The sequence below is a fragment of the Thalassotalea sp. G20_0 genome (assembly GCF_017744175.1).
Taxonomy (GTDB): Bacteria; Pseudomonadota; Gammaproteobacteria; order Pseudomonadales; family Endozoicomonadaceae; genus Endozoicomonas.
Map to the genome: position 1 here is coordinate 41,768 of NZ_JAGHQV010000025.1, position 23,852 is coordinate 65,619.

20 protein-coding genes and 1 tRNA gene are annotated in these 23,852 nt (G+C 47.3%); 5 read left to right on the forward strand and 16 right to left on the reverse strand.

Features of this window, described 5'->3' with window-relative positions; genetic code table 11:
* Positions 1 to 100: 100 nt before the first annotated feature.
* The 3 genes from J7438_RS15545 to J7438_RS15555 all read left to right on the forward strand — a co-directional run bounded on the left by J7438_RS15545 (position 101) and on the right by J7438_RS15555 (position 3,991).
* A complete protein-coding gene (locus tag J7438_RS15545) occupies positions 101 to 889 on the forward strand; it encodes an SDR family NAD(P)-dependent oxidoreductase (RefSeq protein ID WP_209277266.1) in 789 nt (262 codons plus the stop codon).
* Between the two features lie 47 nt (positions 890 to 936).
* Positions 937 to 1,677 carry an SDR family NAD(P)-dependent oxidoreductase gene (locus J7438_RS15550; protein ID WP_209277267.1) on the forward strand — a complete coding sequence of 247 codons (741 nt, stop codon included), beginning with the start codon at positions 937 to 939 and terminating at the stop codon, positions 1,675 to 1,677.
* Positions 1,678 to 1,972: 295 nt separating this feature from the next.
* Positions 1,973 to 3,991 (forward strand): F-box/WD repeat-containing protein, encoded by a 2,019-nt coding sequence (locus tag J7438_RS15555; RefSeq protein ID WP_209277268.1) that lies wholly within the window; start codon positions 1,973 to 1,975, stop codon positions 3,989 to 3,991.
* Between the two features lie 19 nt (positions 3,992 to 4,010).
* On the opposite strand, the gene J7438_RS15560 is transcribed toward J7438_RS15555, so the two are convergent.
* The 3 genes from J7438_RS15560 to J7438_RS15570 form a co-directional block, all read right to left on the reverse strand.
* Positions 4,011 to 4,904 (reverse strand): DMT family transporter, encoded by an 894-nt coding sequence (locus J7438_RS15560; RefSeq protein ID WP_209277269.1) that lies wholly within the window; start codon positions 4,902 to 4,904, stop codon positions 4,011 to 4,013.
* A gap of 167 nt (positions 4,905 to 5,071) precedes the next feature.
* The gene (locus tag J7438_RS15565) at positions 5,072 to 5,338 is read right to left on the reverse strand and encodes a maltose acetyltransferase domain-containing protein (protein WP_209200715.1); all 267 of its coding nucleotides are present in this window, start codon (positions 5,336 to 5,338) and stop codon (positions 5,072 to 5,074) included.
* Between the two features lie 306 nt (positions 5,339 to 5,644).
* Entirely contained in the window at positions 5,645 to 6,652 is a 1,008-nt protein-coding gene (locus J7438_RS15570) for a hypothetical protein (protein WP_209277270.1), read from the reverse strand.
* Positions 6,653 to 7,067: 415 nt separating this feature from the next.
* Between J7438_RS15570 and J7438_RS15575 the strand changes: the two genes are divergently transcribed.
* Positions 7,068 to 7,817: a hypothetical protein gene (locus J7438_RS15575; protein ID WP_209277271.1), complete on the forward strand. Its 750-nt coding sequence runs from the start codon at positions 7,068 to 7,070 to the stop codon at positions 7,815 to 7,817.
* Between the two features lie 233 nt (positions 7,818 to 8,050).
* Here J7438_RS15575 and J7438_RS15580 read toward each other — a convergent pair whose 3' ends face one another.
* The 3 genes from J7438_RS15580 to J7438_RS15590 form a co-directional block, all read right to left on the reverse strand.
* Positions 8,051 to 8,674 carry a MarC family protein gene (locus J7438_RS15580; RefSeq protein WP_286196618.1) on the reverse strand — a complete coding sequence of 208 codons (624 nt, stop codon included), beginning with the start codon at positions 8,672 to 8,674 and terminating at the stop codon, positions 8,051 to 8,053.
* 449 nt (positions 8,675 to 9,123) lie between these two features.
* A tRNA-Ser gene (locus tag J7438_RS15585) sits at positions 9,124 to 9,214 on the reverse strand.
* 244 nt (positions 9,215 to 9,458) lie between these two features.
* Positions 9,459 to 9,965: a lactoylglutathione lyase family protein gene (locus J7438_RS15590; RefSeq protein ID WP_209277272.1), complete on the reverse strand. Its 507-nt coding sequence runs from the start codon at positions 9,963 to 9,965 to the stop codon at positions 9,459 to 9,461.
* 92 nt (positions 9,966 to 10,057) lie between these two features.
* Here J7438_RS15590 and J7438_RS15595 point away from each other — a divergent pair, with 92 nt between their 5' ends.
* Complete coding sequence (locus J7438_RS15595; protein WP_209277273.1) at positions 10,058 to 10,930, forward strand: LysR family transcriptional regulator; 873 nt, start codon at positions 10,058 to 10,060, stop codon at positions 10,928 to 10,930.
* On the opposite strand, the gene J7438_RS15600 is transcribed toward J7438_RS15595, so the two are convergent.
* The 10 genes from J7438_RS15600 to J7438_RS15645 all read right to left on the reverse strand — a co-directional run bounded on the left by J7438_RS15600 (position 10,910) and on the right by J7438_RS15645 (position 23,319).
* A complete protein-coding gene (locus J7438_RS15600) occupies positions 10,910 to 11,134 on the reverse strand; it encodes an SDR family NAD(P)-dependent oxidoreductase (RefSeq protein ID WP_209277274.1) in 225 nt (74 codons plus the stop codon). The two genes, J7438_RS15595 and J7438_RS15600, sit on opposite strands and share 21 nt — an antisense overlap.
* 86 nt (positions 11,135 to 11,220) lie before the next feature.
* Positions 11,221 to 12,003: a hypothetical protein gene (locus tag J7438_RS15605; RefSeq protein ID WP_209277275.1), complete on the reverse strand. Its 783-nt coding sequence runs from the start codon at positions 12,001 to 12,003 to the stop codon at positions 11,221 to 11,223.
* Between the two features lie 309 nt (positions 12,004 to 12,312).
* Positions 12,313 to 14,439 (reverse strand): DNA recombination protein RmuC, encoded by a 2,127-nt coding sequence (locus J7438_RS15610; protein ID WP_209277276.1) that lies wholly within the window; start codon positions 14,437 to 14,439, stop codon positions 12,313 to 12,315.
* A gap of 105 nt (positions 14,440 to 14,544) precedes the next feature.
* Complete coding sequence (locus J7438_RS15615; RefSeq protein WP_209277277.1) at positions 14,545 to 15,201, reverse strand: ChrR family anti-sigma-E factor; 657 nt, start codon at positions 15,199 to 15,201, stop codon at positions 14,545 to 14,547.
* Positions 15,198 to 15,755 (reverse strand): sigma-70 family RNA polymerase sigma factor, encoded by a 558-nt coding sequence (locus tag J7438_RS15620; RefSeq protein ID WP_209203712.1) that lies wholly within the window; start codon positions 15,753 to 15,755, stop codon positions 15,198 to 15,200. Before J7438_RS15620 ends, J7438_RS15615 begins: the two co-directional genes overlap by 4 nt.
* Before the next feature lie 877 nt (positions 15,756 to 16,632).
* Positions 16,633 to 16,920, reverse strand: coding sequence for a metal-dependent hydrolase (locus tag J7438_RS27795; protein ID WP_286196619.1), 288 nt, complete (start codon positions 16,918 to 16,920; stop codon positions 16,633 to 16,635).
* A 103-nt stretch (positions 16,921 to 17,023) separates the two neighbouring features.
* Positions 17,024 to 17,989, reverse strand: a complete 966-nt coding sequence (locus J7438_RS15630; RefSeq protein WP_209277278.1) for a hypothetical protein — start codon at positions 17,987 to 17,989, stop codon at positions 17,024 to 17,026.
* 51 nt (positions 17,990 to 18,040) lie between these two features.
* The gene (locus tag J7438_RS15635; protein ID WP_209277279.1) at positions 18,041 to 18,934 is read right to left on the reverse strand and encodes a hypothetical protein; all 894 of its coding nucleotides are present in this window, start codon (positions 18,932 to 18,934) and stop codon (positions 18,041 to 18,043) included.
* A gap of 375 nt (positions 18,935 to 19,309) precedes the next feature.
* Positions 19,310 to 19,657 carry a hypothetical protein gene (locus tag J7438_RS15640; RefSeq protein ID WP_209277280.1) on the reverse strand — a complete coding sequence of 116 codons (348 nt, stop codon included), beginning with the start codon at positions 19,655 to 19,657 and terminating at the stop codon, positions 19,310 to 19,312.
* Positions 19,658 to 19,821: 164 nt separating this feature from the next.
* On the reverse strand, positions 19,822 to 23,319 hold the full coding sequence (locus J7438_RS15645; protein ID WP_209277281.1) for a coiled-coil domain-containing protein: 3,498 nt from the start codon (positions 23,317 to 23,319) through the stop codon (positions 19,822 to 19,824).
* Positions 23,320 to 23,852: the final 533 nt, after the last annotated feature.

The following is a 23,852-nucleotide window of genomic DNA, read 5'->3' on the forward strand; positions in this document are numbered from 1 at the left end:
CCAATACGTCTTAAATTGACGCATATATGACATTTAAGACACTCCAGATCAGGATATACTTACATTGTCTAACAAATCAAATAAACACAGGTGATAAGTTATGAGTACATTGGGAACAGCGTTAGTAACCGGTGCATCAACAGGTATTGGTGCTATTTATGCCGACCGCCTTGCCAAGCGCGGTTATGACTTGATTCTTGTGGCGCGCAATGAGCAGCGGTTGCAGGGGGTAGCAGAAACTATCCGTGGAGAAACTGGCAGAAAGGTTACCGTGTTGCCTGCAGATCTGAACAATGCCAGTGACCTTGCCAGGGTAGAAGCGGTACTTCGTGACGATAGCAGCATCACAATGTTGATCAACAATGCTGGCGTAGGCTCAGTCGCCTCTGCCCTGAATGCCGATATCGACAAGATGGAGGCGATGATCGGACTGAACATTACCGCTTTAACACGCCTGAGTTACACGGCGGCTCCAGCTTTTGCTGAGCGCGGCACTGGCACCATTATCAATATTGCCTCAGTTGTTGGTATCGCAGCAGAGATCCTGAACGGCGTTTATAGCGCTTCCAAAGCCTACGTGATTGCCTTTGGTCATTCGCTGCAAAATGATCTGGCGGCTAAAGGCGTACGAATCCAGTCGGTACTTCCCGGTGCAACCGCCACCGAGTTCTGGGATGTGGCAGGTTATTCAGCACAAAAAGAGTCAGCCATTACCATGTCAGCAGAAGATGCAGTAGACGCTGCTCTGGCTGGCCTGGACAGCGGCGAGTTAGTCACCATCCCCGGTTTGCACGAAGGTGAAGCCTGGGATCGCTGGGAAGCCGACCGCCGAAATCTGTCGCTTAAGTTGGCGAATGCCAAACCGGCCCCACGTTACAATATTGCCTGAAAGCGGCCTAACAAACGAACGACAGACTCTGTACAGAAGGCACATCCATGACCAACCAGATTTCCAAGGGTAGCGCACTGATCCTGGGTGTTGGTGCTTACAAAGGGCTGGGAGCAGCCATCGCCCGCCGTTTTGCCAAAGAAGGCCACCCGGTTCTCATTGCTGGTAGAACAGAAGCAAAGCTGCAAACAACCATAGAGCAACTTAGCCAGGAAGGTTTGCAGGTTGCCTGCGCCGTAGGCGACGCTACCAAACCGGAAGATGTAGCACGTTTTATTTCCGAGGCCGAAAAGCTGGCTCCACTGCAAATCGCCGTGCAAAACGCGGGAGAGAACACACCCTCTCCGTTTCTTGAGACACCGGCTGAGCGTTTTATCGAGCACTGGCAAGTGCATACGCTCTCTGCCTTTTATCTGGCACAGGCCGCCTTGCCCAGGATGCTGGAACATGGTGGAGGAAGCTTATTTTTTACCGGAGCCAGCGGCTCACTGAGAGGAAAGGCAAACTTTGCTCCTTTCGCGTCGGCGAAAGCGGGCCTGCGAATGCTGGCACAAAGCCTTGCCCGTGAATTTGGTCCCAAGGGCATTCATGTCGCATCAATCATCGTGGATGGCATTATTGATGGCGATCGAACAGTCGAATTACTACCGATGCTCAAAGGTAACAGAGGCACTGACCGTATGTTGCAGGTTGATGAAATTGCCCGGGCCTATTGGCATCTTCATCAGCAGCACCGTAGTACCTGGACACTGGAAATGGATCTGCGCCCCTATACTGAACATTTCTGAGATAACCATTTATCCAGTGCTGTTAAGCCCTGATATACCTGAACAAGCACCTTGGCCATATAAAACCCGACGATTCCTGGCAGGCAAATGTCCTGTCAGGTTTCCCCAAAGATCAATATGTTGATCTTGAAGATGAGGATTGCAACGCAATCCGGGAAACGTCAGTTGACTACCACCTCTACTTCCGAAGGTACAGTTCCAGAGAAGTACCAATAAAAGGAGATTCCTCCTTAATCGCTCCAGGCGCTCTTTTCGGTTTAATTCTCAGCAGACTCTACTATCCTGAACCTTCCTGTTGTCGCCGGAAGGTCTGTCTATGTATTGCATCGTCAAACACCTCAAAACCAGCGATGTCCATCAGGATGTACAAAGTCCCATTGAGTTTTCGGCCAGTGGCTTTGGCCGGTTTATTGGTGCATTGTCGGGTGATTCACTGGCTAACCTGTTAAGTTATCTATCGATTCAAGATCTGGCCAACCTGGAGTTGTTGTCCCGCAGGGTACGTACCATTTTGCATGATAAATGTGGCATGTCGGTAAGCCAGCTCCACAAGTACTACCAGTATTTTTTATCCCTGCCAAAGGCAGAACAGCATTTTTATCAGGGGATGGCCACCGGTAATCAGCAACTGCTGCATCACCTCAGGACGGTACCCACCGTTTTCAGTCCCTGCTACCCTGTCCAGTGCAGACCAGAAGCCCTTTGTGCCTATTACACCAACCATTTCTGTCAGCAGGTGATTCATGCACCATCAGTCACTCTGAAAGCTTCAGGGCGTATGGAGTTCCTGCCGATTGTGTCGGCTTTTTTCCTGAATACCAACCACAACTGTCTGATCAATGAAGACAGCCGGACCAAAACCATGCATATATGGGCTCCGGACAACAGTGGCAGCTGGCATCGGGAGTGTTCGATGGATTACACGACAGGGATAAACATGCACAACCAGCCCGGGGGAAATATTCTATTTCTCCCCTCTCGCCGGCTGTCCGGTGAGCCATCTATGCCCGACCCCGAGGGTAGCGCTCATGAACACTTACTGTCCGTTGTCAGGCGCAGTGATTCCGGTATCTGGACCGAGGCTCAGCAAATGACAGCGGCCGATATCTATCACAGCCTGGTACACCGGCGTATAAATGAAATGATAGTATCCGACGATGGCAAGTCGCTGGTGTGCATTGACCGTGAATCGGGAGGGGCCATCCTCTGTTGCGGGACCGATGGCAGGTGGCGGCATAATAATCCTTTAAGCTGGGGTGATAACCATGAAATTCGTTTTAGTCCTGATAGCCAATATCTTGCCCTGTTCGACGGTGCTGAGGTTTCTTTCATAACCCGGGGTGATGATGAGTTATGGTCGTGTAGCAGCAAAATTGACTTTGGGCTGAGCAGCGATGCTGCTGCAGCCGGTCGGGCAGCATCGGACAATGAACGACTGTTTGACAATATGGAGTTTGATATGGCATTCAGCCCGGATAGCCGCCATTTTGCTGCATGGTCCGATGACCTCGGGATATACGATGAGGCGATTCCGGGTACAGAAAAAGAGTTTTATGTCAAAGTTGCCGGGCTTGATCATAACCAACGCTGGTCACACAAGGTGACCATTACCAAAACACACAGTGACCCACGCCACTGCTTTTTGCTCAGCGTTGATTTTAGCCCTGATGGCAGACTGCTGGTTGTTGCCACTATCAATGGCTTCGACATCTGGAGCCTGGATGACGACAGCTGTTCGCCGGTGATGGAGGATCAGGCTTATATTGAGGGAGCCGGGCAAGTGCTGCGGGACCTGCCAGACATGAAGTTTTCCATGAACTCACGGCTGCTGTTTTTTATGATGGCAGCATCGTCGCTGAGCATAGACGACAATGAACTAAGGGCCAGTATCTGGCACCGCCGGGACTCAGGACAGTGGGAGTGGGCACACACACTGCATTCCAGCACCCTCCTGAAGGCCAGCCCCCGGGGCAATGCGCTGGTGTGCGGAGGTGAGTCAGAGAGTACGGATATATATCAGTACACTGATAGCGGCCAATGGTGGAGGCAACGTATTAAACTGTCTATTCTGGAGGCGCGCTTTAACCGGCAAGGCTGCCTGCTCGCCGCACGAACCGACGACGGCAGCCTGTTGCTTCTTGGGTTGAGCAGCGACGGAACCTGGCAGGAAAAAAAACGATGGCGGCCAGAAGGACAGATCAGAGATTTTGAGTTCAGCTCCTGCAGCCGCTCTTTACAAACCAGGATATATCACAATGGGAAAGAGGTTCTCACTTTCTGGCAGATCACGCCTGATTTGGGGGTTATTCGATGAATGTCCAATACTATCGTTTTTACTCTTGACTCCGGAGATGCTCGTTTGTGTTATCTTTTTGTTTGCCGAGGTTTTCAGCATATTGTTTCCCTGATATCACCGTGAATATCCCACCAAGTATAATAATTGAGGATAGAACCAATCGCATGGATACAGCCTCATCAATGAGTAATGTGCCGCCTGCTGCTGCCATTACAGGCACCAGAAGTTGCACAACAGCAGCCTGTACTGCTGAAAGTCTGCCTAATGCTATGTACCACAGGGTATAACCAATGCCTGAAGTCAGAGCGCCTGCCAAAACCGCAAGAAAAATTCCTTTCAGGGAAAGGTGTGAGGATTCAATAGTAAGAACTGTCAGTGTGATAAGGAAAGGCAAGGTTCTAATAAAGTTACACATTGTATCACTCAACGGATTGGTGGATTCTTTACCCGCTAACGTGTACATCCCCCATGCAATGCCAGAGACTGCCATCAGAATAAAACCATTCAGGGAAGGTGTGGACAAGGTTGGTGCTACCAAATACATGAAGCCTGAAAAAGCGGTAGTGATACCAATCCATTCAATGAAGCGAACTTTTACTCCTGAAATAAAATTGGCCAGAATCATGGTGATTTGCACCGAGGTAAACAGGATTAGTGCTCCAATTCCGGTATCTAAAATAATGTATGCATAGGAGAAGGTAACGGCATAAATAAACAACATGACGGAAGCATACCAGCTACCTTTTGCAATTTTTTTGTCGCCAGGGTTTAGTAATTTATAGAGTAAAACCAGAGAAATAATACCGGACAAGAGACGAATAGAAGTAAAACTTGCAGCATCTATTTCTTGTTCACCCAAAGCCATTCTGCAAAGAATGGAATTTCCGGCAAAAGCCAAGAGGGATATTGTAGTGAGTATGACTGCTTTCATTATTGAATTAAGATATTTAATGAGTTGGGTAAAAACATAACACTTGGGTTACGGGACGCCGAAGGCATCCCGATCAAATACCCAACAGGTGTTATGCACTTTTCCTCATGGTTTGCATGACCAGGAAACTGTCGGCCTAAAGACTGTTGAAACAGTTCTTCGGATTTTTACTGCCCGACTTCTGAACCAAACCTTAAGTCTTTGTAATAAAATTCTTTATCTTTTTGACCGATTTCTCGCAATACCCGGCAAGGATTTCCCACCGCAACAACATTTGCAGGAATTTGCTCTCTCTTTTTGCTTTCAGAAGGTCGGGTATGATTATAATCATAAAGAATTTCCAGACATTGTGTTTGCTCATCAACAAGGGCTTGATCATCTGAAAAATATATTTCACTATTGTGCATTTTGCTCTTAATTTCATCGAGAGACATGTGAATACTTCTCCAACTCACTACTTATAGACAGCCCGAAGAAGATGAGAGCAATGGCAAGTAAAATTGTGGAAAAACTGTTTTTTCCCATCGAGAGATTTCATATCATTTAACAATCAAAAGTCAAACATCTAAAAATTAATGCTCACGATCAATATTCCAGGGCAGCACTTGACGCTACTGTACCAGACGTTGGCATGGTTGAATAGACTCTGATGATACAACTATACGCGGCAAACAAGGTGAGAAGTGACTGTGAGAAGCAGATAGAAAATGTAATAGAAAAGTAAACTTTTCACAACTACCTCACCAGTCAAGTAGAACAGACTTACGAATATATTGTGAAGTATGGTAGAGGACAGGATTTGAAACTCTTTCTCTATCTTCAATAAAATGTCCTTCGTCATTGAGGAACATATCTGATTCATATAAATCATGCCATATATTATTCCCGCGCGGACATCCATCATACAATGATTGAAAATGAGTAGCTTCATCCATTGTAAGACCTTGAGCTGTTGCCACCATGATGGGAAGCAGACGGTTGAATCTTGCTAAATGAGCCAGTTCAAGAGCATTGCTATTTGCCCATGTTATACGCTGGCGCAGTAACTCATTGGTATAAAAAGGCAATAAATCCAAAGCCAGATCTTCATTGTTTGTTTTAATAGCTAATACCAGGGGTGTATTTTTTCCAAACTGTCCTGACATTTTTTTTTGATTTGGCGTAATCAATAATTCATGGTGTGTTTCTTTCAGATAATTGAATATAGCTCTCGATAAACTTTTATCTCTGGCTGCAATTGCCGCAGTAAATGGTGTATTTACAAAAGGTGTTGCATCTAATTCCAGCAATGTAGATTCAATTCCTTCTCTTTTCAGAAGCAATGCAATGAACCCTTCCCGCTCTTTTGAATTTAAATTCTTTTTTGCTTCAATTTTTGGAGTATTGGTAATATCAACAATAACCTTAAATAACACATTGGGCCTGAAAGCACTCCCTCTATAGGCAAAAGGATCACCTCCTCTTCGCAATAGTTTTAATGCTCTACCCCAGTCAACCTGATCGGCCGAAAGTACTTTAACAAGCGCCTGCGTTGCTGAACTTTTGCCAACTTCCAGACTTAAGGTGAGTGGTCTTCGCACTTTATCAGAAATAGGTATGTATGTAAGTTTCAGTGGATAAGGAGATACTCTTTTCATCACCCGAAAAGAGCGTTTACTTAATTTTCCAATATCTCCCTTGTGTATAGGGTTACTTTTATCAAAATACCAACTCCTGTATGATAGATCGTTCACAGAAGATGGAATCATACCATTACCTCATAGAGAACAAGATCACTTAACTTGAGTTTACTAACATCCCGTTTTACTATTTTCTTAATTTCTTAATTTCTTAATGATGATATCTGTGCAAAACCTCGAAGATCACACTGTTTATCCAAGGATTGTCAGGATGACTGAATCAATATTACCATTATACGTCGGCTGCATAGTACAAACCTCACACTCTGTGGATTTTATCGGCAGTACGGTTAGACCACTTCAATTCGAAAAGGTTCAACATTTCTTATTTGACCATGATCTTTCTGGCTTTACTTCATCATCATTTTTAAAGACAGTTTTTCCTGTTTTGGATGGTTAAGTAGCTAACCATCTGGAACTAATTTCGTTATGACTTGTCTACTCGCCATAAAGTAAAACTTTTTCAACTCCTGGAACTTCTCATATGCAGTCATTACAGACTACCTCCTCCAGCACCATGCAGTGTGAAAAATATGAATCATCGGAAATTACAGCTAAACATTCACCCTCTAAATATTCACTGGACTTTTTAACAAATCAAGAAACATCAAGAATTGATCATGCTATTGTAGAATTCAAGAAACCAAAATATCTCCATGAATGTAACAGTAATATTCTTAAGACCCTACAGAAACTACCTGATGAATTAACCAAAAAGGTAGTGGTAGTAATTGCAACTCACGGAGGCAATGGAATTATCACTTACTTTAAAAAAAGTTATAATCATCATGTTTTTATTATGGGTAAAACAGAAGATGGCTTAAGAATATTTGATCCACAGATTCCTCACTCTACATCTATAAAATCCAGTCAGTGGGTTAATGAAGTTTACGAAGAAGTACCAATTAAACATACTCTAACTAACAGCTGTACATTAAGATCATTACCTCAATTCAGGCTTGTTGATGGATTAACATACCTTGAGAATTATGAAGAGTCATGTGAATTTGACACTTTAAATCCTGATTATGCAATATCGGAAAACAGCAGCATTCTAAAATCTCAATTATGGAGAAAATCATTTTCACTCAATTTGTATGAAGTAACCAAATTGTTTACAGGAGTTGATTCATACGAAGATGCAGTTCTAAATCATAGAGATAATGAAAGTCCGTTGAAACGTTTAGAAGCTCAGCATATTGCATATTTGCGAGAGATTTTTGTAAACAGTTAATACCAATTTCAGAGACACCACAAACGTCCGTTGGAATTTATTTCTAGTTCACAAGCCAGTGATAAGATAGTTGTTGAAATAGCCGTCAGTCCCTATCAGTGCTATGTTTTCTTTAAACGGCTTTGTAGGTCTAAGCTTCGTTAGCACTACAATGCGTCTGGCTAACGAAGTTTAGTAATTCATTTTCAACCTTTGGCAATATAGATACTGCCAAAAACTCTGTAATTTAGACATTACGTCAGATGACTTACAGTTTCCAAAACACCCACTATCAACATTTGAACACCAATGACTGTCAAAATTAATCCCATTAATCGCGTAACAATATCAAGCCCACCTTTTCCAATCAGTGCCATTATCTTAGAGCTAAATATAAAGCAAAAGAAAGTTATCAGACACAAAAGAGCAAAAATAGAAATAGTCATCAAAATTCTGGTTAACTCACCAGATGCAGAATAATTCATAGCTGTTGCAATGGTTCCCGGCCCTGCAAGTAAAGGTACTGCTAAAGGTGAAACTGCAATATTTTCGAGATTACTTTTATGACTGGACTGTAAACTTGAAGCGTTACCATTAAGCATGTGGTAACCAACAAGAAAAACAAGAACGCCTCCCGAAATTCTTAATGCTGGAAGTGTAATTCCGAAAACATGAAAAATACCTTTACCTAAAACGGAAAAAAGTAACACTATACCGAAAGTTATTGTGAGAGATTTTGCTGCAATTCTAAATCTCTCACTACTGTCACTGTTTCCTACCAAACCATCAAAAGCTGCTGTATTTGCTATTGGATTCATAATTGCAAAAAATCCCAGGAAAACAGACACCGCATGTGTATAAAAGTCTTTGCCCATCATTTGCTCCAGCAATATTTCGGAGAAAAAGAACTGTGCGATTCAATCAGAAACACCACCAAGAATAATATAGACAAATATTAATATGTTACTGTTGAAATTGGCGGTTATGCAGTGAGTTCACGCTAAATTCATCGGTGCAGTAGGCGTCTGCTGAAATTTTTGGTTTAGAGACTGCCACCCTCTGGTCGCAGTTCAGGACTCACAGAAACTCGTGATCATGTCATTGGCCAGGTTCGCTATGATCTTGCGCTGTTCCTGCCTTCATTAACTAAACCAATGCAATGTGGAATTCTCGGAGTGTGCAGAGAAAAGTTAACTTTAAACTCAAGTTTCAAATCAGTGATTTCAGATCATCAGGTTTTGTGAAAACACTTATCGTACAGAACTGAAACCTGAAACAAGCTTATAGAATAAAAGGAGAGAAAATCAAGGAGGTAGAGAAAGGTATATGGCGGTGAGGGAGGGATTCGAACCCTCGGTACGCGATTAACGTACACACACTTTCCAGGCGTGCTCCTTCAGCCACTCGGACACCTCACCATTTGCTCAAAACGTTTATCGCCCCGAACAGGTGGCGTACTTTATATCACCTTCCTCTCAAAGGCAAAAAGAATATATACCTACCAACAAAAAAATTACCGAAAGCGATTAAGACCAGACATTTTGCCCGGACACGATAGCCTCTTTGCTGAAACTACAGAGCCAGCCCCACCGGCCTGTGCCGCTGGAGCATCTTGGTAAACACTGCATCTTATGGCTTGCAGGCCTGGTATCCCTTTCCGGCTCAGTTGTAGGCACCCGCTGAGTAGGTCAACTCATAGCTGTGGCTGTAGATCTCCAGGATGTTACCAAACGGGTCTTCCATGTAGATCATGCGGTATGGTTTTTCACCGGGGTAGTAGAACCGTGGTTTTGCCATACGCCGCTTTCCTCCTGCGGCCACAATCTTTTCTGCCAGGCCTTCGACATCCGGATCCTGCACGCAGAAGTGGAAAATACCGGTTTTCCAGTATTCGAAGTTATTTTCAGGGTTTTCCTGATTTTTAAACTCGAAGATTTCAACACCGATCTTATCACCTGTGGATAAGTGAGCAATGCGGAAGTACTGCCATCCTGCACCAAACACATCGGTGCACATTTCACCAATTGCACTATCGTCTTCTACAATCGTGGTGGGTTCCATAATCAGGTACCAGCCCAGCACTTCGGTGTAAAACTTGACGGCCTTGTCCAAATCCGGAACAGAAATACCGATATGAGAAAAGGTTCGTGGGTATACTCGGTCTGTCATTGTCTTCTACCTCAACAGCAATGACATCAGTTTATAAGCTTATTCTGGCAACAAAAAATTATCTTTTTTGATCCTGTTGATAATCTTCCGTTATGGTAAATCCCCTCTGGCTAAAGACCTTTATTACCCTGGTTGAGCAGAAGCATTTCACTCGCACCGCCGACTTGCTGCACATGACGCAGCCGGGTGTCAGTCAGCATATCCGCAAACTGGAATCGTATTACCAGGCCACGTTGATTAACCGCAATGAAAAAGGCTTTGAGCTGACACCGGAAGGAGAAAAGGTGCTTCGTTTTGCCCAGAAACTGGTCGTCAGTGAAGAACAGTTGAAAGAGTCCCTGAAAGAGGACAACCCTTATGAAGGGACATGTCGGCTCAGTAGTCCGGGAGCGCTGGCCATGAGGCTTTACCCTCAGTTATGTGCCCTGCAGCAGCAATATCCACAACTGATGATGCAGTATGAGGTGGCTCCAAACCACAGGATCGTGTCAGAACTGATGAACAATACCATTGACCTTGGCCTGATTACCCATCAGACCGATGAGCCGGAACTGGTCACCTGCCCTATCGACCGGGAGCAATTGCTGCTCGTAGTACCCGCTCGTTTTCGTAATGCCGACTATCGTGAACTATGCCAGCTGGGTGTCATTATGCATCCCGATGCCAGCCATCATATTTCCTCGGTGCTCAGATCAAACTATGCTCAATTCCGGCATCTTTCTGAGTTTCCGGTAAATGGGGCGGTTAACCAGATCAACCTGATTCTTGAGCCGGTGGCAGCCGGTAATGGCTTTACCGTTTTGCCAGAGTCCATGGTGAAGGCTTTTCACCAGCAACAGGCGATCAGCATCCTGAATATGAGCACGCCCGTGTATGAAACCATTTACCTGACTCATAAGCGGTATCGCCCCATGGCTAGCCGCTACCGGTTTATTCTGAATACACTATTCCCGAACCAACTGTGACTGGACGGCTCCGGGCTGAACCGTCACTACCCGCACACCAAACTGCTTCAATTCCATTCTCAGCACATCAGACAGTGCATTGAAGGCAGCTTTGAAGGCGCAGTAACTGCCCGAAAACGGGGTAAACAGAACACCGGAGATACTGCCAATATTAACGATAGCTTCTTTGCTAAAACTCCAGAGCCAGTTCCCGGGCAATGCCACTGGAACATCCGGTAATCAGTACATTTTTATTGCTGGAAGGCATGATTTATCTCTTTCAGACTCTGTCAATAATTTTCAGCTTCACGCTAAAGCTTATCTCCAGAGCATGCAAAGCCTGAAGTTTCCTTTGTTTGATATGAGTGGAACCTGTCTGCAGATTCTCTATATATGGAGCCTCCGGGGAAAAACTTGTCCGGATCTGGCGGTAAAAACATTAGTTCTGTTAGCGTATATGAGAATTGTTTTTTAGAGCTAACCTCATAATTGGGAAGCATAAGTGAAATTAAGTAATTACCCTCGTTTGTAAAGGCATTCCACGTATTAGTCTCCCACAAAAAATCATCATTTGTAAAAGATGCATAATATTCTATATGCCCTTTTGTCAACTCTGACTCCAGACGAGGGAATGATGGCACAAAATGAAAATATCGACGTTGTGGTAATACAAATTCATAAACACACGGGATGTCAACTTTCCCCAAGAATACATCGTAGCCGCTTGTTTCCCTGTATTCAGTAATAATATCACTAACAGTATTACCCGCTTTACACCCAAAGTAATAATCTAAAATGGTGTCATTAAGTATGTACTCAGGTAGCTTATCCACCGGCTCAATGTAGTGTTTATCGTCTGGACTTACTTTATTGCCGGTAAGATAAATTACATTTTTTTCTGAAGCCATAATTTTTTGAAAATGACTTTTATCTCTGACCATAAGTGGAGCCATTAGAAGCCAGCCTCTTGCTGACTCCACGGAAGTCATACCATAGCCCCCCCATGATGATGATTGACTTTGCGCTGTATGAGGAGTGTTAGTTGCTTCCTGTAAACGGTGAAAAACGGATTGTTTGGTGATTGAAGTATTCACTGCTGTCTTCCCCAACTAATTCATAAACCCATACGTGGAAAGACATTTAAATAGCAAGATAATTCCATGCCTACCCAAAACCATGATGTGCCGAGGTACTGATATTGCAGAACTCTACGAAGCTGTTATCTTTTAACAGCATCAAAAAGCGCACAGGAGCGCTTTTCCTTGTACGCTTTTTGAACAATTTACTTTCCTCTATTTGCAGCCAATCGCTGAGAACACCAATGCAGAAATTTTGATAGTCCAACAGGCTACCCGCTTAATGACATCTCATGTGTGTCGGAGACATACGCAATTTAAAAGGCGTCACTTTGAGGGGGGATCTTCTGACCGGAACTGCTGCTCATAGCCTGGCCAGGAATATTCGGGATGCTCTTGTTCCAGCCTTGCCAGTTCTGCTTCAAGAGAAGGCAGCTCCCCTTCGGGTGAAGGCATATCAATGCCCAGTTCCGAAAGTTTGGACTCCAGCACAGAAAAGTCCGGCGTAGTCGGGAGTTCACCTTCGCCCGGGACGGTACAGTCTTCTGCGGAAAGATCAGTCTGATACAAGTTGTCAGAAGCCTGGGCAAATTCCGGGCTAGGCCTTGCCTCCAGAGAAGCAAGATCAGTGGAGTGATGGTTATGAAGATGGGCAACAGGCTGTTCTGTAGTCCGGTCAGCAGCTACATCAGTTTCAGATTGTGGATAACTTTCGGACTCAGTTGCAGACAGGTTATCCACAACTGGCCGGGATAACGGTTTTTCATCAACGGCTTCTGCTGGTTCGTTCGGCTGTTCAGTGGTGTCGGCAAAAGCCGAGGCCCCTGCGGTCTCAGGTACAGACTCTTGTGCAGAGGGCACGGCCTCCTGATGGGCAGTCATTTCATCAACCGGCGCAACAGCTGGCTGTGCCTCCGCCTCAAGTGCTAATAACTCTTCTGCTTCCAGTGGTTCCAGGTCGGCTGTCTCCAGAGTCTTGGCAGGCAATTCCTTCTTGACCCGAACCCCCAGTGCCAGAAACTGATCCGCCTGGGCAATCAGGTTTCCACGACCGTGCTTCAGTGTGCCCATGGCATCGTCGTAAGTGGTGCGGGCATTGCCGAGCTGGATATCCAGCTTCTCCATCTTCTCAACAAAAACACGAAGTTTGTCGTACACCTGGCGGCCTTTATCAGCCAGCTTGCGGGTGTTGGCATTTTGCCGCTCAATGGTCCACAGATTGGCAACAGTGCGCAGGGTGGCCAGCAGGGTAGTGGGTGTGACAACCACGATGCGTTTCTCAAAGGCATCATTAAACAATTTCTGGTCATACTGGAAGGCCGAAATAAATGCCGGCTCTACCGGCATGAACATAAAGACAAAATCAGGGGCCTTTATTTCCGGCAGGCTCGGATAGTCTTTCTGGTTCAGGCTGTTGATATGGTTGCGGATGCTCTGGATATGGCGGGCCATGGCAGCATCACGGTCAGCATCGGTCTCAGCGTTGACATACGCCATGTAGTCCACCAACGACACCTTGGAGTCGATAATCAGATGTTTGCCTTCAGGCAGGTGGACAATAAAGTCAGGCCGCTTGTTCTGGCCATCTTCATCCCTGAAGTTGGGTTCCCGCTGGTATTCCTGCCCTTTGATCAGGCCACTGCTGTCAAGAATGGTCTCAACCTGCATTTCACCCCAGTTGCCCTGGAGTTTCTTGTCACCCTTGAGTGCCTTTGCCAGGTTCTCGGCATCGTCGGTCATCTTGCGATTGAGTTGATGCATGGTTTCCAGCTGCTGTTTCAAAGCCGCCCGGCTGGCACTGTCTTCACGGTGAGCCTCTTCAACCTTGTTACGGAATTCACCCAGCTGCTCCCTGAACGGTGCCAGCAGTGAATGCAGCTGCTCATGGTGCTGATCAGAGAGCACTTTTCCCCTGGCTTCAAAGATTTCGTGGGCCAGATGCTTGAACTCCTGCTTGAGGGCTTCCTTGTTTTCCTGAAGCTGCATCAGGGCTTTCTGGTTCTGCGCCTGTTGTTCTTCAAGGCGGGTTTCCAGCTCCTTTACCCGCTGTTCAGCCTGGCTCCGGCCAGAGCGCTCAGCAGCCAGCTCTTTCACCCGATCCTGAAGATCCCTGTTTTTTTCTGCTTCACGCTTGCGCTCTGAAATCAGCATGGCCTCCAGCCGCCCGACCTTCACCTGATGCTGATGGGCCAGCTCGTTGAGACGTGACGTCTCCTGATGCAGAAGGGCTTTGCCAGCGTCCAGCTGTTCCTGCATAACCACGCCCTGTTCCGTCAGCTCGTCCTGCAGATCGGCTTTCTGCTCTGTCAGCTGGGCAATCTGCAGATGCTGGGCATCCACCTCCCGTTCCATTTGCAACCGAAGGCTGTGCTGGGTCTGTCGGCAGACGAACCACGCCATTGCAAACGACAGCAGTGAAGCTAGAGCAACTACGACGAGGGCAGTAAGCGTCATGAAACAATCTCTCTGGAATTACACTAATGACTTTTTGACAGGTTCGACGAGATAAAAGTTCAGGTCAATAGCAAAAAATCTTGCTAAAGACCTGACTTGCAGCTTTTATAGCTGAAAAAAGGGCTGCAACAGCCGGGGAACCAGACCTTTGAAGCGGAGAGGGCCATCCGTTGCAATAAGACAGATACAGCCTTCATGGGTATCGGCAACCGGCTGATGGGTGATATCCGGGTCAACATCCGCCACATCGCCCACAGAGAAGCGCCCCAGTTCATCGCTATAGGAACCCTTAAGGACCAGGGTGAGTTCAGAGCCACTATGGCCGTGGGACGGCATGAAGGTGCCCGGGGAAATTTTCAGCAGTCGCAGTTTGCCCTGGGAGGCTGGCAGAATAAACTGCTTCATGCCCGGAGCCATGGTACGCCAGTGGAGATCACTGAACCATTGGCCAATCATCGGGCGCAGAGGAGCCGGAATATCGCCGTCAGTTTGATCGTCTGGTATTGGGCGGGTCTCGAAATATGCCTCGTCGACCGGTTCGTCCAACATGGCCAGCATCGAATCCCGGGAGCTTTTGGATATGGATTTCAACGGTTCCTGCTCCATCAGCCCAAGGCCGATCAGCTCAGCGTCCGCAACCTTGTCATGACAGTGGTCACAAACTGCCAGATGACAGGCAACGACCATGGACAGTGCGTCCGGCAGGCTGCAGGCACCGTAGCTGAGCAGGGTGCTGTCATCGGGGTGGTGATTGCAGTTCATGACCCACCTCCAATGCGAACCCGTAATTTATCAAATGCGAGCCTGAGGCCAGACTTGACACTGCCAATGGGCATGTCCATATCTTCGGCGATTTCTCGATGGGATTTTCCTTCGTAATACACTTTATAAACCAATTGAGCCTGTTGCTGAGGCAGGGCACCCAGGGCATCTTTTAATCGCCCTGAATCACAGGCCGCCATGCTGGGTGTGTAACCTGCCTCGGGATAACTGTTCAGCGGGGAGAGCATGTCAGGCTTCTCTTTACGAAGCCGATCGATCCATAGATTTCTGGCGATACGAAAAATCCATGTGGACGCTGTTGCTTTTGCCGGATCATAGCTGGAAGTCTTGCGCCATACCGATAACAGGGTTTCCTGAACCAGCTCTTCAGCCAGTTCTTCATTAGCCCCTTTCCTGACCAGAAAGCTTTTCAGCCGCGGGGCGAAATAGTCGTAAATCTGCATAAACAGCTGTTTATCGCGACTTTTCGCCAGATCAACAAGAACGTGCCTGAAGTCCTGCTTTTGCGCTACCCGATCAGGTTTGAATTCCATAGAGGTTTCAACAAGCCGAAGATGTGCCATAGTTCTTTAAATTTCTTATACATAAGTGGTTATACGTAAAAAGTGCCAATAAGGATCCTTTACGGTGAATACAGCCACTGTTCTGCATAGTACCTCTATTAAAAGCCCTGCGTAGCTTTTCCTCAACAGAAAATAGCGTTTCTCTGAGGATCTGCTTCATTAACGCTTGACGCTTATATCTCCACCCGTTTAGGTGATGCATCCTGCCAGGTTTGTTGACATCCTCCCCTCCCTGAAGGAAGGGTATTCCTGCTCGTCACCAAACAGGTTTCCTGATTCAACACGCTTTCCCCGGGAGGCTGACCGAGAATAGCGCCCGTAGCGAGGATGGCAGAAAATTGAGGATAAAAAGTCGGAAATTTTTAGTGAATAGTGGTTCTATTTGCTAAAAATTTCCGACTTTTTAGACCAATTTGCTGCCACCGCAGTAGGGCAGTCTATTCTCGGTCAGCCTCCCAGGAGGCTGTCCGCTCTATTCGGTAAGCCAGATCAACCAGTCCGTTTGCACCACAATCAACTTGCCGGAAATGGTGATAGACCAGTGGCTCGCTGGGTGTTTTTGCCTGTCTGTCCTGTACGTCTTTGTCCGTGAAGAAATACGCCCATACTCTTGTCAGCCAGTTTGCAAATGGCCGGGTTTGCACAGCCCGTTGACCATGCTTGGCCTTTTCAGGGGTTTCTGTGCTTGCAGCTCAGAACTTGCCGACCGGTGGCTCCCATTTCCGTGTATAGGCTTCATTGTTGTCATCCCTTTCAAAAAATCCTGAAACGGTTCATCCGCCACTCATACCCATCAATCACGCCACTCTCATAATACCCCGCCCAGTCATAAAAAAACGGCACCCAGCTACCACTGGGCATCAGGTTCATCAAACCAATGCACACAAACACCACACAGGCGCTGATCCCGTATTCCACCGGCTCCCCGGTCCCGGAATCGGCTGCCGAGCAAATGGCAGCGGCGGTCAGAATAAGGCGACAACGGCACACCGGAAACTGTCATGCCATCCGCCAGTATATGGGGCACACCTCCAGCAACAGGAACAGGGCCGCAATCCAGGCCAGGCTCCACACGCTTAGATAGTGGGTCACCGTCCGGTGCTTTACCGGCCTGCCAACAAACTTTAGCAACCACTCCATCCAGTCTGGCGCAGGGGCCCCGATAATGGTCGGCGGCACCAGCCGCAGGTCATAGACAGCCGTGACCGACCCGGCGATCAGTACATGGTTCACCCACTTCATGGTGAGCCGTACACCGCCGGGTCCGGGCTGACATGGACTTGCACATTAAACTTTCCTGAGGCCTGTGGGATGGTAAACTCTTCATCAATCCTCTCAACTGGCTCGGAGTTATAAAAAACGTCCAGGCAGCCAATAGTTAGCCCCAGGTCCTGCGCCACTCTTTCTGTGCTCTTGCCGTTCACAGTGGTTTCCAGAAAGGCTTGTCGGAAGGCGTTGGTGCGGTAATTCCATTTGTGCTGGCGCAAGACATCGATGGTTTGATCATTTTTGATCCTGCACCGTTCTATGATTGTCGGCAGATTCAATGGCCAGTCATTGCGGTGAAAAGTCTCTTCAAACTGGTGAACAATCACGTTACTCATGAAAAAAGAATTGGCGACCGCATTGCCTAATTTGAAATTATGTATGAATTTCCAGTGCGTCCGGGTAATTACATTGCTAAAGTCCAAAATCCACGGGATATCATTCTCAAGCACCCCGCTACCACTGGTCTCGATCCCTCCCAAAGGATCAAACGTCGTATTGGTCAGCTCATTCATGGCGGCAAATTGATCGGCATACTGAGTCTTCAAGACGGATAGCCGGTTTCGGATCTGCCAGTCCCACCAGATCCTCTCCTGATAATCCCTCAGGGTTTGTACATCAGTGCTTAGCATGTTCTGGTTAATCCGGTCCCGGTTCGTCTCGTCTATCTGGGGCATCAGGGACCCAAGCTGGTGTTCAAACACCCGGCGCATTTCTGGCCGCTGGCCCTCCTCCTGCTCTGCCAGCCGCACAATCCGACCGTCCGCCGTCATGCCAAGGGCGTTCAGTGGCTCATTGCCGGGGTTGTCCGCCAGGTAGCGCTCAATGGCCTGTGTCGTTGCTTCCGTCGCTGCTGTTGTGGGCTTCACTGGAATATCCTTTTTCGGGTGTGGTTCTGTGACGGGGTCCAGTACCGGCAACGCCGCTACCTGTTTCAACCAGACATTGGGCAGTGCCCGCCCCGGCGATCAGTACATGGTTCACCCACTTCATGGTGCGCCGTACACCGCCGGGTCCGGGCTCACGTGCACAACCACGGAAAACGGCTCATAATCCGGGTCATACTCAAGCGGTTCATCGATGCTGCCGGTTTCTTTGCCCATATACAGCACGGCAAGGCGGTCAATCCTCAGGCCCAGCGCTTGTGCCACCCTGGCGGTGCTTTTGCCGTTGTCCGTCGTTTCCAGGAACGCTTTGCAAAAGGCCTCGCTACCGTAGTCCGCCCGATGATCGATCAGCACTTTATTGGTGTCCGGGTTCGTAATGCTGCATCGCTCAATGGTGCTTGGCAATTCCAATAGCCAACCCTTTTTTTCAAAAGCCCATAGGTACTGCCAGACAATCACCGTGCTCATATAGAATTCGTGCGGGTTAATGTTGCCTTCCTTCAGGTTGTTCTTGAACTTCCAGTGTTTCTGGGTAAATTCATTGCAAAAGCGGTATTTCCAGGGGTGTCCGTTGGTGTTCCCTTCCCCACAGGTGCGTGTCTGGCCGTAGTAATCAGTCGTTGTCGTCAAGGCATGCATTTTTTCCAGCTTGTCGGCCTGATTGCTGAGTGTATCCTGCAATTTTTCCCGTATCTTGCGGTCTCTCCGGATGTCGGCATAGACGTTTTCCAGGGTTTGGTATTCCATGGTGGCCGTGTCCTCAACAATCCAGTCCCACAAAGCCTTGTCCTCCCTGGGGGGGATCAGCGCCTCAAGCTGGCGTTCAAGGGCCTGCTGCAGTGCCGGGCGCAGCTGTTCATCCTGCTCTGCCAGCCGCACAATCCGACCGTCCGCCGTCATGCCAAGGGCGTTCAGTGGCTCATTGCCGGGGTTGTCCGCCAGGTAGCGCTCAATGGCCTGTGTCGTTGCTTCCGTCGCTGCTGTTGTGGGGTTCACTGGGAATATCCTTTTCCAGGAGAGGTTCTGTGACGGGGTCCAGTACTGGCAACGCCGCTAACTGTTTCAGCCAGGCATTGAGCAATGGCCGTTTATCATCCGAGCACTGCCCGGTAATGCCTTACCGGGCCGTGGTAATGTCCGCTTCCGCCTGGATCAGCGTTTTGTGCGCACCCAGCAGCTATTCCATAAACGCGACCTGCTCATCCGTAATAACTATGCCCTTTTTTACACGCACCTGTAAGCGGGTTTCTAAGACCCTGTAGAGGATGATTTCTACGGGTAGCGATGGCCGTTAAAAGTAGCCCTATAAGCTCTGACGTGGCTTTACGGCGAAGATACTTCCGATTCATCTCCGTGGCGGAAAACAGCGGCCTACTGGCCACAATGCCAATGTACTCCTTCCCGATGATGTTGTTGTCGGCGGGTTACCACGCCCCGAGAGCGCAACCCGGCCTCCAGGTTCAGCTCCACATTGAACCTGGTCGGCTCCGGGTAACAATTGACGGCCTGCTGGAAGATCCCGTCACTGTCCAGCACCGGGGTCGGTTCCAGCAGGTTCATGTAGCCCTGGTAATCCACTTTTTCGCAGGTGAGGGTTGGCAGCTCGAAGGGTTTCACCTCCGGCGGGGTCTGCTTTTTTTCGGTGAATGCATCCAGCAGGCCTGCCTGTACTGGCCCGCACACCAGGCTGAAAACCATCCCTGCCAATCGCCGGTGCATCCTGCGCCGACTCCTGTTTTGTTGACATCCTCCCCTCCCTGAAGGAGGGGGATTCCTGCTCGTCACCAAACAGGTTTCCTGATTCAACACGCTTCCCCTAGGAGGCTGTCCGAGAATAGACTGCCCTACACGGCAACTGCTCCTGAACCCATGCGTCAGACGTTCTATAACAATTGCGGGAGACGCAGATTTTTCAACTCAGGTTTATTACTCTCCACCCAGTCCATCAGACTATATGGACCATTTACATCTGGTAAGTCTGTAACCGTTTTCACCCACAAGATACCCACCTCTTTTGCAAATATCTCGCTGGCCGCTATCCGTGAAGAAAATCCATACGTGCTCTCTGTATGAAGGGCCAGCGGATTTATTCCACTGGTACCCAAGGACTCTGAATCTGATACGACATCAGGATCCAGCGCACCACCATCAGGCACCACACTATCAGTGACATCTGGCACCTCAAAACCAAAATAACGCTGCCTTGGGTAAGGCGTTGTGTAATGCTGCAACTCATTCATCACGGTTTGCGGCTGCTTCATCAAATCAATCCCGAAGGGGATACCAAAACCGGCTTCTGCGGATGTCGCTTCTTCAGCGCTTGCACCCAGAGCTTTGAGCACTGGTGCGACCAGGGTAAAGCCAATATCTTCCAGGTTGCCATGATTATCCCTTCCTGAACCATGGGCAAAACTGACTGTATTTCTACTGTCCAGTTTTTCATTTAAAGACCAGCGTGCCTCATAAAAAGGATTTCCTTGCTTTAAGCCTTCAGGCATCCGGAGATTTGCCCCCAGAGGGCTGTATTTATGTGCGACAGTGCTATGCATGTATATTTGACGATGGTGCTCAGGCATAATGCTATCAAGTCTCACCCGAAAGCTGGCACCGTTAAAATCGCTCTCGTCAGGAGCAAAAGCATACACCTGCACAAGCTTGATCTTTTTCGGCCAGTGATTGCCGCAATCATTAGCTTCTATCATTCTTTCCCTAACATCGAAAGGCAGAGATCCAAAAGGAATATCTGTGCTGGTTACAAGGGATTTGATCTTCTCAGACGAAGGCTCGATGCCCAGAGTGGCGGTAGACGTGGACCTGTTATCAAATATGATCGTGTTCGTGAAGTTCAACGCACTGGCAAATAACGCCAGGCTATCGCCATTTGTAAGAACAGGTCTGGTCATCGCAGGCCCTGCATGCAGGGGAGTATTTTGCCTGAACAGGGGACGCGGTAATACTGGCTGGAGGACGTTATGGCTGCCCGGCACAGACTGACTGGCGGATTGTGATGGAGCAAATTTGCTTAACAGTGCGGACATATTGCCTGCTGCCGCCGCAAACCCCGCATTTGAAACGGTTCCCTTCTTGCCAAATTCATCCATCTCTTTTTTAAACACAGCGACCCCTTTTTGCAGCAAAACCTCAGGTTGAGGCTCAGCTGGAGTCACCTGCCCCTGGCCCCCACCTGATTCAATGAGATTTAACTGTTTATTCAAACGGCCAAGTCTGGTTGACAACTCTGTCCGTAAAGGTATGAGTGCGTTATCAGTGAGCCTGCCAATCATCTGTGTTGCTTGTTCCAGATGACTTCTCGCCCTGGTAATAAGATCATCTTTAGCAGAGGAATTCGGGTTGCTGATTAAAGCTTCAATTGGTGCTTCTGCAAAATCCAGCGCTTTTCTAATATTTTCTACTTCGGTGTGATCCTGATTACCACTTACAGGCTGAGCGCTGGCAGCAGTGGATTGACCGCTACTTGCCCCTCCTCCCTGAAGCGTTTTCAGTCTGCCGAGCAAAGACGAACGCATACTTTGCAATCGTTCACGTTCATCACGAAGATCCCCCCCATTCAACTCATTGAGTATTTTTTCAGTGATCGCATCCAGAATCGACTGAACTTCACCCATATGAGTTTGATTAAGATGAATTCCACTAACGGCTTCACGATTCTTTTCTTCACCTCTTAACCGACCGTCAGCGTCTCTAATTAATTCATTAATTTGCTCGATAACCTTCTTAGCATCTACCCGGGCAGAAGATTGCATTTTTGTAGCGGCTGCCGATGCAGCGGCTGCGGAGCTTTCAAACTTACTCAGCCTCTCCTTCAAATTACTCAGCCTGGCAAAACAATTATCTGTACCCTCTTTCAGAGAGAGCGACTCGGCATCCAGCAATGCTGCTCTGGCCTGTTCAACCTGATACGACTTAGGACTACCGCTAACATCATATTCCATCACTTTTATGATATTTTCAGCATTATCAAGCTGAGTGATTAAATGATGTTGTTGGACGTTTTTCTGAATTTCAGAAAAACTTTGTTTAAGAATACTGAACTCCTTAATCAATTGATTTCGCTGCGCTCCAGAAGGAAGCTTTGTGACAATTTCATCAAGGTCATCACATTTGGCAGAAAAAGAACTAACTTCCGCTGGTAATTGTTGATACTGAAAACCCTCAAGGTCACTTTTCAGGCATGCCAGGGTTTCGAAAGCAGTAACCACTGAAAGCCGCTGACTGATACTGATCTTTAACTCGCTCAATCGCTCCTTGAGTTCTTCCTTATGGGACCCGGACTCTGGAGAACTGAGCTTGCCAATCTGATCATCCAGCGCGTTAACTTTCCGTTCCAGTGCCTTTATTTCAGTTTTGTTTTTTGGCTCATTCTGTGCCAACGACCGTTTCAGCTCATCTATCTGGCCATGGAACTCAATGACCCTGCCCCCCTCTTGCAAGGCCAACTGTTGTTGCTGGATGCCATCAAGATTGGCTTTAGCTTGAATGTATTGTTCCTGTAGATTCACCGGCAAGTTAAAACCAAGTCTCACTATTTCCATTTGAACCAAACTTAATTGGTGCTGGAAAGATTGACTTAGAAAATCCTGCGTTACTCCCTGCTGTAAAAGAGCAATTTGAGTGTTCAATTCCGCTAACCTCTTTTCAGCTTGAACTACGTCGTAGTTCGGTGGCGCTGAGGGTGTCATTGTCGGAGCATTCCCCTGAGGTAATAATGGTTTTCCCTCCATGGTAAACGCCGGGTTTTCAGCAGGTGGCAAGCCCGGCTCATTTACGCCCTGACTCTCTTGCCCAAAGCTACCAATGGCAGAGCGAGCGGCATCCAGCTTATGTTGACATTTGTTCATTTCACCAGCAAAGAACTCCATGTCAACAAAATGGGGCGTGTGGATTTTCCCATCCACTCTTACATCTGTGCCATTCAAAAGATCACATAAACCTTTCGCGACCTCCAGATTATCGCCACGCCCCCCCTGATCAATCGCTTTCTCGCTTTCTTCTTTTACTTTTAGAAAAACATTCATTATGGCACTGGTTTTACGATCCTTTAATCCTGCACGGTGATCACAGTCTACGGGCAATCCATACGCTTTAAGGTCTTTAACAAGATTATCTCTTTTCCAGAATTTGTCATGCACTCTGGCAGCCTGAGTGCAAGTATCCTCTGCGAGCTGCCTCATGCCCCCTTGCGTCATTTCCTTGAAGAAATTACTTAAAACATATTTATTAACATTTTTGCCATTAAAAACTACAGCTGTCGTATTTGCACCCCCACCCTCGTTAAGGCATGGTGCTTTATTGAAACCTGATACCTCTGGAGGCTGTGTCGAAAATGCCGGACTCCGAGTAGGAAATTGTGGTGAATTCATGATAAATGCTCCTTGTTGAAAGTTTTTCTGACGAGTTTGATTATTCGGTCAAAGAAAAGTTCAATTATTTACTTAGATAGCTTTTTCATTTTAATTTTTTTTAATAGCAGGTCTTTTGATTGAAGAGGCTAGTGATGTTTTATTGCAAACTCACACAGTCATTCAATTGAAACCTGAAACCCAAAAATCACAATTATTTTTAGTTTTACACAATTAAGGTTTAAACTTGGTACGAAAGGCTGAGAACAAAACTGAATAATAAAATGCCTGGTTTTTGAATAAATTTGAATCTTCAGTCAGGTGCCTGTGCGCTTCCGAGATTTTTTGAAAGAGCTAATTGCTCTCTACGTTCCCGGGATTTTTATCCGGACAGATTGGCGCAGTTCATCCACATTTCCGGTGGATATTTTTATTAACCCGGATATTTCATAAACGTGCTCCCGCTCTCGCTTGTCCTTTGCCGCTCTGAGGGAGTTTTGCTCAGTCGACCGTACTCCCCGGTACGACGCTCCCTCACAAAATCCCTTAGAGCG

Coding starts and splice junctions, on each gene's coding strand:
- J7438_RS15620 (WP_209203712.1), bottom strand. CDS start 15,755: ATGGAATTCAAACCTGATCGGGTAGCGCAAAAGCAGGACTTCAGGCAC.
- J7438_RS15550 (WP_209277267.1), top strand. CDS start 937: ATGACCAACCAGATTTCCAAGGGTAGCGCACTGATCCTGGGTGTTGGT.
- J7438_RS15640 (WP_209277280.1), bottom strand. CDS start 19,657: ATGCACCGGCGATTGGCAGGGATGGTTTTCAGCCTGGTGTGCGGGCCA.
- J7438_RS15545 (WP_209277266.1), top strand. CDS start 101: ATGAGTACATTGGGAACAGCGTTAGTAACCGGTGCATCAACAGGTATT.
- J7438_RS15615 (WP_209277277.1), bottom strand. CDS start 15,201: ATGAACTGCAATCACCACCCCGATGACAGCACCCTGCTCAGCTACGGT.
- J7438_RS15560 (WP_209277269.1), bottom strand. CDS start 4,904: ATGAAAGCAGTCATACTCACTACAATATCCCTCTTGGCTTTTGCCGGA.
- J7438_RS15645 (WP_209277281.1), bottom strand. CDS start 23,319: ATGAATTCACCACAATTTCCTACTCGGAGTCCGGCATTTTCGACACAG.
- J7438_RS15575 (WP_209277271.1), top strand. CDS start 7,068: ATGCAGTCATTACAGACTACCTCCTCCAGCACCATGCAGTGTGAAAAA.
- J7438_RS15590 (WP_209277272.1), bottom strand. CDS start 9,965: ATGACAGACCGAGTATACCCACGAACCTTTTCTCATATCGGTATTTCT.
- J7438_RS15580 (WP_286196618.1), bottom strand. CDS start 8,674: ATGATGGGCAAAGACTTTTATACACATGCGGTGTCTGTTTTCCTGGGA.
- J7438_RS15565 (WP_209200715.1), bottom strand. CDS start 5,338: ATGTCTCTCGATGAAATTAAGAGCAAAATGCACAATAGTGAAATATAT.
- J7438_RS15610 (WP_209277276.1), bottom strand. CDS start 14,439: ATGACGCTTACTGCCCTCGTCGTAGTTGCTCTAGCTTCACTGCTGTCG.
- J7438_RS15570 (WP_209277270.1), bottom strand. CDS start 6,652: ATGATTCCATCTTCTGTGAACGATCTATCATACAGGAGTTGGTATTTT.
- J7438_RS15595 (WP_209277273.1), top strand. CDS start 10,058: ATGGTAAATCCCCTCTGGCTAAAGACCTTTATTACCCTGGTTGAGCAG.